We start from the raw sequence: 12,778 nt of genomic DNA, 5'->3' as shown, positions 1-12,778 counted from the left end.
GCTCAAGCCCGCCAGCGCAGGAGCCAGCCCTGCAGCGCCACGAAGGCCGTGTCGAACAGCCCGTAGAGGGCCGCCATGGTGAGCATGTAGACGACCACGATGTCGGTGGAGAGGAGGCTGGAGGCCTGCATCATGCGCTGGCCGACGCCGGGCACGCCGAAGATCTCGGCCGCCACGACCGCCATCCAGGCCTGGCCCAGGGCCGTGCGCAGGCCGACCAGGATGCCGGGGGTCGCTGCCGGCAGCAGGATCTTGACGAGGCGGCTCAGGGGCGAGCGGAAGCCGAAGGCCTGCGCCACCTCGATCAGGTCGCGGTCGACATGCCGGACCGCCCCTTGGGTCGCGAAGAACACGATCCAGAACACCCCGATGGCGATGATGAACACCGCCGCCGAGGGTTGGACCCCGAACCAGATGATGGCGAAGGGCACCCAGGCGAGACCGGGGATCGGGCGCAGCAGGCGCACGATCCAGGCCGTGAAGGCCTCGAAGGGCCGGAACATGCCGCTCAGGAGGCCGAGCCCGATGCCGGCGCCGGCGCCGACCGCGAGGCCGACGATGTAGTGGCTGAGGCTCGCCACCACCGCCTCCGGCCAGATCCCGAGGGAGATTTCGCGCAGGAAGGCCGCCGGCAGGGTGCTCGGCGGCGGCAGGAAGGCCGGGTTGATCAGGCCGAGCCGGGGCATCGCCTCCCAGAAGCCCAGGAAGGCGATGAGCCCGGCCGCGGCGAGCAGTGTCGATCGGAGGTAGCGCATCGGGCCGGGCGGCGCGCCTCAGCGCGCGGTCGCCTTCTCGTAGAAGCTCGGCACGAACAGGCCGTCCACCGGGATGTCCCGGTCGAGGGTCCCGATGCTGACCTGGTAGGCCTGCATCTTCTTCGTCGCCTCGATGATCGCGCGCGGGTCGGTGGTGAACTTGGCGGCCGGGGAGGTGAGGGCCTTCTGGATGGTGGCGACGTCCGTGATGCCCTTGCCGAGCGCCTGCTCCACCGGCACGGCGGCGCGCGCCGGGTCGCGCTTGAGCAGGTCGGTCGCCTTGACGAGGGCCCGGACCAGGCCTTCCACCGCCTGCGGGTTCTTGTCCGCGAAGGCGCCGAACACGCCCACCACCGTGCCGGGCTGATCGGGGAACATCTCGCCGCCGGTGGCGACGAGCGTCATCGCCGGGTTGCGGGACTGGACGATGGTCAGCGCCGGCTCGCGGATCGAGGCGCCATCGACCGCGCCGGCGAGCAGCGCCTGCTGGGTCGCGTCGATCCCCATGGCGACGATGTCGGCGTCGGGGCGCCCGGCCTTCACCACCTGCCAGAGCCAGTGCTGAAGGGTGGTGTTCGGCACCGAGCCCGGCGGCTGGGTGGCGAGCCGGGCGGCGCGCCCTTCCTTGGCGTGGAAGGCCCGGAAGGCCTCGGCCTTGTCGGCCCCGTCCTTGAAGTAGGGGGCGAGCTTGGGGCCCGCCACGAACACCATCTCCTCGATCGCGGTCGCCGCGACGACCCGCACGTCGATGTTCTTGGTGCGCGCCACCGCCAGCGGCGCGATGCCGGCGACGTAGATGTCGATGGTGCCCGAGGCCAGGGCCTGGATCATGTTCGGGCCGGACTCGAAGGTCGTGAAGGTCGGGGCGAGGCCCGCCTCCTTGAGCCAGCCCTCGCCATTCGCCACGAAGACCGGCGCCGCGCCGACGACCGGGATCACGCCGATACGCACCGGCACCGGTGCTGTCTGGGCCGTCGCGGCGCTTGCCAGGATCAGGCCGGCGGCAGCCGTGAGGAGCGTCCTGAAGACGGAGAGCGGCGGGCGCATCGGCGGGATCCGGTCGGGGGAAGGGGCCGTTCCCATGCCACAGACGGGCAAAACTTGAAATACCATTATGGCGTCGTGAAATTCGTCATTGCACGCAAGGCGATGGGCTCGCTTGACGCTTCACGCAACATTTGCAGTACCTCCCGCCCCATCGCGACGCGCGAGATCGTCGCGAATTCACCGCTGAATTCACCGAGACTCACGAATTCAATTGAACTGGATATTTTCTGCAATATTCATGGCTGGAGCCGGCCCGGTTTTCCGCGCGGGCTGCCGAGCCGGCGCCGCGCGTCGACAAGTCAAGATGGTGATCGTGCTGCTGAGCGTCCTGCCCCTCTCCGCCGGCTTCGGCCTCGCCTGGGTCTCCCTGCGCCACCGGGGGCACGCCCCGGTGCTGGAGCGCTGCAGCGGCCTCTGCCTGCTCGTCGGGCTCTGCATCATCGGCCTGGGCCTGCAGGCCGTACGCTGAGACAAGCGGAACAGGCTGGCGCACCCTTCGTTGTCACCGGGCTGCGAACGCGGCCACGAGATGATCACAGGGAGTAGTGCCATGAGCCTCATCGGCAGCATCGTCAGCAAGATCCTGCACCCGTTCGGCGGTGGCACCGCGGAGGCGGCGGGATCGACCTCCGGCTCGGCCGGCGCGCCCGCGGGCGGATCCAGCAACCCGGCCTCGACGGCGACCACCGGCTCGGCCGGCTCGGCGCCCGCCGCCTCGGGCGGCAGCGTCGACGTCGAGTCGGTCCTCAACGACATGGCGGCGAAGAAGGGGCAGACGCTGAACTGGCGCACCTCCATCGTCGACCTGATGAAGCTGCTCGATCTCGATTCGAGCCTGCATGCCCGCCAGCAGCTCGCCGACGAGCTCCACTATACCGGCGACAAGAGCGATTCCGCCTCGATGAACATCTGGCTCCACAAGCAGGTGATCAAGAAGCTCGAGGAGAATGGCGGCAAGGTCCCGGCCGACCTCAAGGACTGAGCTGGCGCGGCCCGGCCGAGCCGGTCGGGCCGCCCCCGGGGCGGCCGCGCGGCGCCCGCCTCCGCAGATCGTCATCCCGGGGGCGCACGGCGCGCCCGGGCCCTCACTTGCCGGTGCGCACTCGGGTCCACAGGCGGGTGACGAAGCGCTGGGTGCGGTCGTCCCAGGCGGTGTTGGTGGAGAGGCGCTGCATCACGGCCTCGTCCGGGTAGATCCCGGTATTGTTGAGGATCTCGGGCCTGACCAGCTTCTTGGCCGCAAGGTTGCCGCTGGCATAGGAGACGAAGTTGGTGTTGGCCGCCGCCACATCGGGCCGCATCATGTAATCGATGAAGGCGTGGGCCTCCGCCGCGTGGGGGGCGTCCTTCGGGATCGCGAAGGCGTCGAACCACATCAGCGCCCCCTCGCGGGGGATGAGATAGGCGATCTCGAGGCCGTTCTTGGCTTCCTCGGCCCGCTTCTTGGCCTGCAGCACGTCCCCCGAATAGCCGACCGCGACGCAGAGGTCGCCGTTGGCCAGGGACTGGATATATTCCGAGGAATGGAATTTCCGCACCGTGCCGCGCACCTTGTAGAGCGCGTCGGTGACCTGGGTGATGTCGTCCCAGCGCTTCGAATCCGCCTTGAGGCCGTAGGCCGGCAGCATGCTGGGGATCAGGTCCTCGGGAGAATCGAGCATCATGATCCCGCAATCCTTGAGCCTGTTGGCGTTGGCCGGATTGAGGACGAGGTTCCAGGTGTTGAGGGCCGCCCCGGCGCCGAGGCGCTCGCGCACGGCCGCGAGGTTGAGGCCGAGCCCCGTCGTGCCCCACATGTAATCGACCGCGTAGGCGTTGCCCGGATCGTAGGTGGCGAGCCGCCCGGCGATCTCCGGCCAGACATGCGTCAGGTTCGGGATCCTGGCCTTGTCGAGGGGCTGGAAGGCGCCGGCCCGGATCAGCCGCTGCAGGAAGGGCCCGGAGGGCACGACCACGTCGTAGCCCGAGCGGCCGGCCAGCAGCTTGGTCTCCAGGATCTCGTTGTTGTCGTAGGTGTCGTAGACGACCTTGGTGCCGGTCTGCCGGGTGAAATCCTCCAGCACCTTCGGGTCGATATAATCCGACCAGTTGTAGATGTTGACGACGCGCTCCGGGGCTTGCGCCCCCGCCGGGGCGCCGGCCAGCGACGCCGCCAGGGCCGTGGCCAGCGCCGCGACGGCGCCCAGGACGGCGCGCCGCCTCACTGCGCGTCCCCGGCCGGCGCCTTGGCGGCCGTCACGACGATCTCGACGCGGTATTCGGGGCCGGCGAGCTTGGCCTCGACGGTGGCGCGGGCCGGCGGGTTGGCCCGGTCGACCCAGGCGTCCCAGGCCGCGTTCATCTCCGCGAAGGTCGACATGTCGGCGAGGTAGATGGTGGTGGCGAGGATGCGGCTCTTGTGGCTGCCGGCGGCCGCGAGCAGCCGGTCGATCTCGGCGAGGATCGCTTGCGTCTGGGCGGTCACCCCGGTGCCCACCGTGTCCGCCGCCACCTGTCCGGCCAGGAACACCATGTCGCCGTAGGCGACCGCCTGGCTCATGCGCGGGCCGGACTCGAAACGCTTGATCGTCATGGTCGCCTTGAACTCTCTCGAGGATGCGGGCGCGGCCGCCCGTCCGCCGCGTTGTGCCGCCGGATGCGGCCGGCCGTAAAGGGGGCAGCCGCGGGCCCGGCGCGGCAACGGACGAACTGCGACAAACTCTCACGATGCAGCGCAACCCAAGGGCCGGTTGGCACGTTCATTGGGCAGTATACAGTGAAGCTCAGGAACTTAGCGCCATGTTTTCGATCATCGGGACCATCATCATCGGCTTCATCGCCGGCGTCATCGCCAAGTTCCTCATGCCGGGGAACAACGAGCCGTCGGGCTTCATCCTCACCACCATCCTGGGCATCGTCGGCGCCTTCGTGGCGACGTTCATCGGGCAGGCGGTCGGCTGGTACGGGCCGAACCAGGGGGCGGGCTTCATCGGCGCCATCGTGGGCGCGGTGGTCGTTCTGGCGATCTACGGCTTCGTGGCCGGCCGCAGCCGCACCACCACGCTCTGAAACCCCGCAGGCGGGGCAGAGGCCAGAAGGGGCGCCGCGCGGGCGCCCCTTTTTTCGTTCGCGCGAGGATGAGGCGGCGCGCCTCAGAGCTGGTCGGCCGCCGCCTTGACGGCGCAATGGCCCGTGGCGCCCCGGATGGCGAGGCCGGCCCCGACGATCAGGGCGGCGAGGCTGAGGAGCTTGTTCGGCCGGGGCTGCGCGGCGGCGGCCGCGATGCCGAGGCCGAGCACCACCGACACGGCGCGCTCGGTCGTCGTGAGGTTCTGCTGGCCGCTGAAGATGTCGTGGATCATCGCATTCGCCATCGGGCATTCTCTCCTGGGATGAGGGATGTCGCGGGGCGAACGCGGAGCCCGGGGCGGCGTTCCGCGAAGCGGTGCCGCATCGCACGCGAGAATCCGCGAGCCGGCGCCGCAGAGGCGCGTCCGCGCAAGAAACTCGCGCAAGAAACTCGCGCAAAAACCCCACGCATGAAAAAAGCGCGGCCCCAAGGGGCCGCGCTTCGTGTCAACCGATCCGTCCGGACGAACGCTTACTCGCCTGAGTTGCGGCGCTCGCCGCGCTCGCGGCGGGGCTCCTGGTCGCCGCGCTCGGCGCGCTCGTTGTCGCGCTGGGACTTGAGCTTCTCGGTGAGGTCCTCGCCGGTCTGCTGGTCGACGACCTTCATGGAGAGGCGGATCTTGCCGCGGTCGTCCTGGCCGAGGAACTTCACCTTGACCTTGTCGCCTTCCTTGACGACGTCCGTCACCTTGGCGACCCGCTGGGCGGCGAGTTCCGAGATGTGGACGAGGCCGTCCTTGGCGCCGAAGAAGTTCACGAAGGCGCCGAACTCCATCGTCTTCACGACGGTGCCGTCGTAGATCATGCCCGGCTCGGCCTCGGCCACGATCGAGCGGATCCAGTTATAGGCCGCCTTGATGGCCTTGCCGTCCGAGGAGGCGATCTTGACGATGCCGGTATCCTCGATGTTGATCTTGGCGCCGGTCTTCTCGACGATCTCGCGGATCACCTTGCCGCCTGTGCCGATCACTTCGCGGATCTTGTCGGTGGGGATCTGCATGGTCTCGATGCGCGGCGCGTACTCGCCGAGCTCGGGACGGGCCGCCGTCAGGGCCTTGGCCATCTCGACCAGGATGTGGCCGCGGCCGTCCTTGGCCTGGGCGAGGGCCACCTGCATGATCTCCTCGGTGATGCCGGCGATCTTGATGTCCATCTGGAGCGAGGTGATGCCCTCGTCCGTGCCGGCCACCTTGAAGTCCATGTCGCCGAGGTGATCCTCGTCGCCGAGGATGTCGGAGAGCACCGCGAAGCGCTCACCCTCGAGGATGAGGCCCATGGCGATGCCGGCGACGGGGCGGCGCAGGGGCACGCCCGCATCCATCAGCGACAGCGAGCCGCCGCAGACGGAGGCCATCGAGGAGGAGCCGTTCGATTCCGTGATCTCGGACACGACGCGGATCGTGTACGGGAACTCGTGGGCCGGCGGCAGCACCGGGTGGATCGCCCGCCAGGCGAGCTTACCGTGGCCGATCTCGCGGCGGCCGGGGGAGCCCATGCGGCCGGTCTCACCCACCGAATAGGGCGGGAAGTTGTAGTGCAGCAGGAACGTCTCCTTGTAGGTGCCTTCCAGCGCGTCGATGAACTGCTCGTCCTCACCGGTGCCGAGCGTCGCGACGACCAGCGCCTGCGTCTCGCCGCGGGTGAACAGCGACGAGCCGTGGGCGCGCGGCAGCACGCCGACCTCGGAGACGATCGGCCGGACCGTCTTCACGTCGCGGCCGTCGATGCGCGAGCCGGTGTCGAGGATGTTCCAGCGGACCACCTTCGACTGGGCCTCCTTGAAGGCAGCCTTGACCTTCTCGGGGGCGAATTTCTGCTCGCCGTCGGCCGGGCAGAGGCTGGCCACCACCTTCGCCTTCACGGCGTCGACGGCCGCGTAGCGCTCCTGCTTGACGGTCTTCTTGTAGGCGTCGCGCAGCTCCGACTCGCAGATCTCCAGGACGGCCTTCTCGACGTCGGCATTCTCCGGCGGGGAGAAGTCGCGCGGCTCCTTGGCGGCCTTCTCGGCGAGGCGCACGATGGCCTCGATGACCGGCTGGAAGTGCTTGTGGCCGAACATCACGGCCCCGAGCATCACCTCTTCGGAGAGCTCGCGCGCCTCGGACTCGACCATCAGGACGGCGTCCTGGGTGCCGGCGACGACGAGATCGAGGGTCGATTCGTCGGTCTCGGTCACGGCCGGGTTCAGCTTGTAGCCGCCGTTGAGATAGCCGACGCGGGCCGCGCCGATCGGGCCCATGAAGGGCACGCCGGAGAGCGTCAGCGCGGCGGAGGCCGCCACCATGGCGACGATGTCGGGATCGTTCTCGAGGTCGTGGGTCAGCACGGTGACGACGACCTGGGTGTCGTTGCGCCAGCCCTCGACGAAGAGGGGGCGGATCGGGCGGTCGATCAGGCGGGAGACCAGGGTCTCCTTCTCGGAGGGACGGCCCTCGCGCTTGAAGTAGCCGCCCGGGATGCGGCCGGCGGCGTAGGCGCGCTCCTGGTAGTTCACGGTGAGCGGCAGGAAGTCGATGCCGACCTTCGGCTCCTTGGCGGACACGACGGTGGCCAGCACCGAGGTCTCGCCGTAGGTGGCGACGACGGCGCCGTCGGCCTGGCGGGCGACCTTGCCGGTCTCGAGGACGAGCTTGCGGTCGCCCCAGATCAGCTCTTCACGTTGAACGTCGAACATTTCACATCAGCCTTCATACGGTCGGGCGAACCCGGCAGCGCCAGCGGCAAGACGGCGAGGGGCTCCCGGCTCGGGAAGCCCCTCGCGATCCTGCCCTGGCGTCGTGCCTCGAAGTCGCCCGGGGATCGACGGGCCGGACCCATTCCGCCCCGTCGCTGTTCAAACGCGGTCCCGGGCCGGGCCCGGAACCGCGCGTTCGATCTTAGCGACGGATGCCGAGGCGCTCGATCAGCGAGCGGTACCGGGCCTCGTCCTTGCGCTTGACGTAGTCGAGCAGCGAGCGGCGCTGCGAGACCAGCTTCAGGAGGCCGCGGCGGGAATGGTTGTCCTTGCCGTGGGTCTTGAAGTGGCCGGTCAGGTTGGTGATCCGCTCGGTGAGGATCGCCACCTGGACCTCCGGCGAACCGGTGTCCTTGCCGCCCTGCGCGTATTCCTTGATGAGCGCGGTCTTGCGCTCTGCCGTGATCGACATCGCATCTGCCTTTCGGGATGGGGTGTAGAAATGCGGCCCCCCTCGTTGCCGGGAGGGCGCGTGCTCGGGCCTTGGCCGCTGCCGGGATGTCGTCCAGCAGGGTCTACCCCCAAGCGGTTCAAGCCCCGCCCGTTGCCGGGTCGAGGCCGCGCGGACCATACACGAAACCGCCGACCGCGCCAGCCCTCTCCTGCGCGGCCCCGCGCCGCTTTGTCCAAGGCCTCGACCCTGGCGCAGGATTTGCCGCCCGGGATACCCCGGTGCAGGAATCCCGGTACAGGGATCCTGGTGCCGGAATGCCAGCGCCCGAATCCCGGTGCCGGAATGGGAGCAAGCCCTTGCGCATCCTGCCCGCCGGCCCGGATCTCCGCGCGCTGATCGCCCGCAAGCCGGTCGCCCGGATCCTCGCCGAGCAGGCGGAGGCGGAGGGGCCGCCGCTCGCCCGCAACCTCTCGGCCTTCAGCCTCGTCTGTATCGGCGTCGGCGCCACGATCGGGGCCGGGATCTTCGTACTGACCGGCACCGCCGCCGCGCAATATGCCGGGCCGGCCTTGGTCCTGTCCTTCCTTCTCGGCGCCATCGCCTGCGCCTTCGTGGGCCTCTGCTACGCCGAGCTCGCCGCGATGATCCCGGTCCCGGGCTCGACCTACACCTACACCTACGCCACCCTCGGGCCGCTCTGCGCCTGGATCATCGGCTGGGACCTGGTGCTGGAATTCGCCATGGCGGCCGCCACCGTGGCGGTGGGCTGGTCGGGCTACGCGCAGAGCGTCCTGGCCGATCTCGGCCTCGCCCTGCCGGCCGCCCTGGCGGGGGCGCCGGGCGCGGGCGGCCTCGTGAACCTGCCGGCCGCCGGGATCGTGCTCGCCCTGACCGCCCTCCTGGTGCGGGACAACCGCGACGCCGCCCGGGCCAATGCCGCGCTGGTCGCCCTCAAGGTCGCGATCATCCTGGCCTTCGTGGGCGTCGGCGCCCTGCACCTGACGCCCGCCCTGTGGTCGCCGCTCGTGCCGCAGAATACCGGGACCTTCGGGTCCTTCGGCTGGAGCGGGGTGCTGCGGGGGGCGGGCGTGGTGTTCTTCGCCTTCATCGGCTTCGAGACCGTGGCGACGGCGGCGGGGGAGACCCGGACGCCGCAGCGCGACGCGCCCGTCGGCCTCCTCGGGTCCCTTCTCCTCACCACGATCCTGTACGTGGCCGTGGCCGCCGTGCTGACCGGGCTCGTGCCCTATCGCGACCTCGACGTGGCCGATCCCATCGCCAAGGCGATCGACGCCATCGGGCTCGGGACCTTCGCGATCGTGATCAAGCTCGGGGCGCTCATCGGGCTCACCACCTCGGCGCTCACCGCCCTCTACGGGCAGGCGCGGATCTTCTACGCCATGGCGCGGGACGGCTTCCTGCCCGACGCCTTCGCGCGGGTGCATCCCGTGACCCGCACGCCCGCCCTGAGCCAGGGCCTGATCGGGCTCGTGACGGCGCTCGTCGCCGCCTTCGTGCCCATCGATATCCTGGGCGAGCTCGTCAGCATCGGGACGCTGCTGGCCTTCATCCTGGTCTGCACCGCCGTGCTGGTGCTGCGCCGGACCGAGCCGGCCCGCCCGCGGCCCTTCCGGGTCCGGGCGGCGCCGGTCGTGGCCGGCCTCGGCATCCTGTCCTGCCTCGCCCTGATGGCGGGGCTGCCGGGGGATACCTGGATCCGCCTCGCCGTCTGGCTGGCGATCGGACTCGCGATCTACGCCGGCTACGGGCGCCGGCGCGCGGGCCTGAAGCGGGGCAGGGCCGCTCAGTACGAGCGGTTGCCGGCGCGGCCGCCGCCGTAGCGCCGGCGCAGGAACTGGATGACCTTGGGGAGCAGGAAGGCGATGAGGATCTTGCGCATGGGGGGAAGGCCGCTCGCTCTGTGAGGTTCGCGGGCCGAAGAACCCGCATCGTGCGGGAAGAATGCCGCGACGGCCCCCGCCGTTCCGCAAGCCCCCACGATGCCTCACGCCTGCGCCCTCAGAGATCGAGCGCGAGCGTCACCGGGACATGGTCGGACGGGCGCTCCCAGCCCCGCGCGTGGCGGGCGACCGAGACGCCCCGCACCGTGCCGGCGAGGTCGGGCGAGACCCAGGCATGGTCGAGGCGCCGGCCCTTGTTGGCGGCGGCCCAGTCGGGGGAGCGGTAGCTCCACCAGGTGTAGATCTTCTCGGGCTCAGGCGTCAGCAGGCGGGCGGCGTCGATCCAGCCGGCCTCGCCCCGCAGGGTCTCCAGCCGCTCGGTCTCGACGGGGGTGTGGCTCACCACGTCGAGGAGCTGCTTGTGCGACCAGACGTCGTGCTCCAGCGGCGCCACGTTGAGGTCGCCGACGAGGATCGCCGGCCCCGAGACCCGGCGCCCGCCCCAGGCGCGCAGGGCGTCGAGGAAGTCGATCTTGTGCGCGAATTTCGGGTTCAGGCCCACATCCGGCACGTCGCCCCCGGCCGGCACGTAGAAATCGTGCAGAACGAGGCCGGCGGCCTTGCCTGCCTCGGGCCCGAGCACCGCCGAGATGTGGCGCGCATCGGCCCGCTCGCAGAAGGCCATCACGTCGCGGCCGAGGAGCGGGTGGCGCGACAGGATCGCGACACCGTTATAGCCCTTCTGGCCCGCGAACACGACGTGCTCGTAGCCCGAGCCCCGGAGCGCCTTCAGCGGGAAGGCGTCGTCGGGGCATTTCGTCTCCTGCAGGCAAAGCACGTCCGGTTGCTCCTCGGCGAGGAAGCGCAGGACTTGGTCGATGCGAAGGCGCACCGAGTTGATGTTCCAGGTGGTGACGGTGAAGCGCAAGGGCGGGACTCGCGAGGGAGGAGCGATCCCTCGATAGCGGATTTTTCGGGCTTGGCGAGAGCTCGGCAGCAGCGTGGCGCGGGGCCCGAAGCGGGCCGGGCGGGTGCGGCGGCGCGTCTCGCCGGGGGCCGCCAGAACGGAAAAACCGTGCGCGCGGGCGGCGGAGGGGTTATGGCCCGGGGCCGACACCCGCAGAGGCCACTTCTTGCCGCATCCCCGTTCCGTGCTCTTCAACGTCTACTGGGCCGCCTGGACCTCGCTATTCCTGGCCCCCCTGGTGGTGTTCGCCGCCTCCGGCTCGCCGGCCCGGCCGATCCGGGCCGCGACGCGGCTCTGGGCGCGGGGCATCCTGTTCGGGCTGCGCCACCTCGTGGGGCTGACCTACGTGGAGGAGGGACGGGACCGCATCCCGCGCGAGCCCTGCCTCATCGTGGCCAACCACCAATCCGCCTGGGAGACCCTGGCCTTCCTGATCCTGGTGCCGGACGTCGCGATCGTGGCCAAGCGCGAGCTGATCGCGATCCCGGTGGTGGGCTGGTTCCTGCGCCGCTCGCCGATGATCATCATCGACCGGGCGAACGGCACCCAGGCGCTCCGCACCATGATCGACGAGAGCCGGGCGGCGGTGGCGGCGGGGCGCTCGGTGCTGATCTTCCCCGAGGGCACCCGGGGCACGATCGGCGATCCGGTCCAGTTCAAGCGCGGCGTCGAGTTGCTCTACGGCCGGCTCGGGCTGCGGGTGCTGCCGGTGGCGGTCAATTCCGGCCTGTACTGGCCGAGCGGATCGCGCACGCGGGCCGGCACCGTGGTGGTGAGCTATCTCGACGCCCTGGCGCCGGGCCTGCCCTCCGCCGATTTCCTGCGCGGCACCGAGGGCGCGATCGACCGCGAACTCGACCGCTGGCGCCCGGCCGAACTCGGCCTGCAGATGCCCTGACGGCCGAGGCGGGGGCCTCGGACGCCTAGGGGCGCTGCTGCATCTGCTGCTGCAGCGCCTTGTCCTCGGCGCGGCCGTAATTGATCACGAACTGCATCCCGTCGACGGCCTTGCCCTTCTGCAGGTTCGAGAGCTGCACAATGGTCTGGTAGCCCTGCGGATCGGTGATCCGCCACTGGCTCAGCGTCTTCATCTCGGCGTCGAAGAAGAGCTGGATCTTCGAGGTGCCGCCCAGGGTCGAGCGATCCTCGAGGGCGATGCGGATGCCGCCCGGATCATTCGCGACATCCGTCACCGAGAGGTCGCGGGCAAGGTCGATCTTCTCGCGCAGCAGGAATTTCAGCGGCGTCTGCGCGATGAAGTACAGGTCCTGCGTCGAGAGCCGGCGGTCGCGCACCGCCACCGAGGTGCCGTCGGCGACGACCTCGAGGGGCGAGGGCTGGTCGTAATCGAAGCGCAGGCGGCCAGGCTTGGCGAGCGTCAGCTTGCCGCCGATCCGGCGCCCGTCGGCGCCGATCTGGACGAAGTTGCCCGTGAGCGTCGTCATCCCGTTGAAATAGGCATTGGCCTGGGCGAGCACGGTCGCGGGGTCGGCATCCTCGGCGGCGATTGCGGCGTTGGGCGCGCCGACAGCGGCGACCTTCGCCTCGGCCGGCGCGGCCTTGTGCGCGGCGGCCTTGAGGCTCCCGGTCTTCTCGCTGCCCTTCTCCCCGGACTTGTCGGAGCTCCTGGCCTCCTTGGTCTCCTTGGCGGGCTTCGCGGCCGCCTTCTTGGGCGCGGCGGCCGGTGCGGGAGGCTTCGGGGCGGGCGCGGGTTCCGGCGCGGGCTCCTCCTTGCGGCCGAACAGGCCGTCGAGGAAGGACGAGACCTGCGCGGCGGCCGGGTCGGGCTGGAGGAGGCCGCCCGCGAGGACGAGCAGCGACGCGGCAAGCAGGCTCTGGCGGCGGCCGATCATCGTGGGCGTACTCCGGGAG

The 12,778-nt window shown here is 70.2% G+C and carries 14 protein-coding genes; 5 read left to right on the top strand and 9 right to left on the bottom strand.

Annotation, left to right across the window (positions count from 1 at the left end):
- Positions 1-2: 2 nt before the first annotated feature.
- Together F6X53_RS17510 and F6X53_RS17505 are read right to left on the bottom strand one after the other, a co-directional pair.
- On the bottom strand, positions 3-755 hold the full coding sequence (locus F6X53_RS17510) for an ABC transporter permease (RefSeq protein ID WP_151001479.1): 753 nt from the start codon (positions 753-755) through the stop codon (positions 3-5).
- An 18-nt stretch (positions 756-773) separates the two neighbouring features.
- On the bottom strand, positions 774-1,802 hold the full coding sequence (locus F6X53_RS17505) for an ABC transporter substrate-binding protein (protein WP_151001478.1): 1,029 nt from the start codon (positions 1,800-1,802) through the stop codon (positions 774-776).
- A 304-nt stretch (positions 1,803-2,106) separates the two neighbouring features.
- Between F6X53_RS17505 and F6X53_RS32455 the strand changes: the two genes are divergently transcribed.
- Positions 2,107-2,271: a hypothetical protein gene (locus F6X53_RS32455; protein ID WP_191970879.1), complete on the top strand. Its 165-nt coding sequence runs from the start codon at positions 2,107-2,109 to the stop codon at positions 2,269-2,271.
- An 81-nt stretch (positions 2,272-2,352) separates the two neighbouring features.
- The gene (locus tag F6X53_RS17500) at positions 2,353-2,784 is read left to right on the top strand and encodes a DUF3597 domain-containing protein (RefSeq protein ID WP_151001477.1); all 432 of its coding nucleotides are present in this window, start codon (positions 2,353-2,355) and stop codon (positions 2,782-2,784) included.
- 103 nt (positions 2,785-2,887) lie between these two features.
- Here the strand turns inward: F6X53_RS17500 and F6X53_RS17495 are convergent, their stop codons facing one another.
- Together F6X53_RS17495 and F6X53_RS17490 are read right to left on the bottom strand one after the other, a co-directional pair.
- The gene (locus F6X53_RS17495; protein WP_151001476.1) at positions 2,888-4,006 is read right to left on the bottom strand and encodes a polyamine ABC transporter substrate-binding protein; all 1,119 of its coding nucleotides are present in this window, start codon (positions 4,004-4,006) and stop codon (positions 2,888-2,890) included.
- Complete coding sequence (locus tag F6X53_RS17490) at positions 4,003-4,374, bottom strand: RidA family protein (RefSeq protein ID WP_151001475.1); 372 nt, start codon at positions 4,372-4,374, stop codon at positions 4,003-4,005. The genes F6X53_RS17495 and F6X53_RS17490 overlap by 4 nt, the downstream gene beginning before the upstream one ends.
- A gap of 206 nt (positions 4,375-4,580) precedes the next feature.
- Here F6X53_RS17490 and F6X53_RS17485 point away from each other — a divergent pair, with 206 nt between their 5' ends.
- Positions 4,581-4,850 (top strand): GlsB/YeaQ/YmgE family stress response membrane protein, encoded by a 270-nt coding sequence (locus tag F6X53_RS17485; RefSeq protein WP_109895320.1) that lies wholly within the window; start codon positions 4,581-4,583, stop codon positions 4,848-4,850.
- 83 nt (positions 4,851-4,933) lie between these two features.
- On the opposite strand, the gene F6X53_RS17480 is transcribed toward F6X53_RS17485, so the two are convergent.
- The 3 genes from F6X53_RS17480 to rpsO form a co-directional block, all read right to left on the bottom strand.
- Positions 4,934-5,155, bottom strand: a complete 222-nt coding sequence (locus F6X53_RS17480; RefSeq protein ID WP_151001474.1) for a YgaP family membrane protein — start codon at positions 5,153-5,155, stop codon at positions 4,934-4,936.
- Between the two features lie 227 nt (positions 5,156-5,382).
- Positions 5,383-7,584, bottom strand: coding sequence for a polyribonucleotide nucleotidyltransferase (pnp, locus tag F6X53_RS17475; RefSeq protein ID WP_151001473.1), 2,202 nt, complete (start codon positions 7,582-7,584; stop codon positions 5,383-5,385).
- Positions 7,585-7,786: 202 nt separating this feature from the next.
- Entirely contained in the window at positions 7,787-8,056 is a 270-nt protein-coding gene (gene rpsO, locus F6X53_RS17470; RefSeq protein ID WP_151001472.1) for a 30S ribosomal protein S15, read from the bottom strand.
- A 296-nt stretch (positions 8,057-8,352) separates the two neighbouring features.
- On the opposite strand from rpsO, the gene F6X53_RS17465 reads away from it, so the two are divergent.
- The gene (locus tag F6X53_RS17465; RefSeq protein ID WP_151001471.1) at positions 8,353-9,879 is read left to right on the top strand and encodes an amino acid permease; all 1,527 of its coding nucleotides are present in this window, start codon (positions 8,353-8,355) and stop codon (positions 9,877-9,879) included.
- A 178-nt stretch (positions 9,880-10,057) separates the two neighbouring features.
- On the opposite strand, the gene F6X53_RS17460 is transcribed toward F6X53_RS17465, so the two are convergent.
- Positions 10,058-10,867, bottom strand: coding sequence for an exodeoxyribonuclease III (locus F6X53_RS17460; RefSeq protein ID WP_151001470.1), 810 nt, complete (start codon positions 10,865-10,867; stop codon positions 10,058-10,060).
- A gap of 205 nt (positions 10,868-11,072) precedes the next feature.
- Here F6X53_RS17460 and F6X53_RS17455 point away from each other — a divergent pair, with 205 nt between their 5' ends.
- Positions 11,073-11,804, top strand: a complete 732-nt coding sequence (locus F6X53_RS17455; protein ID WP_151001469.1) for a lysophospholipid acyltransferase family protein — start codon at positions 11,073-11,075, stop codon at positions 11,802-11,804.
- 25 nt (positions 11,805-11,829) lie between these two features.
- On the opposite strand, the gene F6X53_RS17450 is transcribed toward F6X53_RS17455, so the two are convergent.
- Positions 11,830-12,759, bottom strand: coding sequence for a LolA family protein (locus F6X53_RS17450; protein ID WP_151001468.1), 930 nt, complete (start codon positions 12,757-12,759; stop codon positions 11,830-11,832).
- Positions 12,760-12,778 lie beyond the last annotated feature (19 nt).

Source organism: Methylobacterium soli, assembly GCF_008806385.1.
Classification (GTDB): domain Bacteria; phylum Pseudomonadota; class Alphaproteobacteria; order Rhizobiales; family Beijerinckiaceae; genus Methylobacterium; species Methylobacterium soli.
Note: the sequence above shows the minus strand (reverse complement) of the source record. Positions and strands in the feature narration are given on the sequence as shown.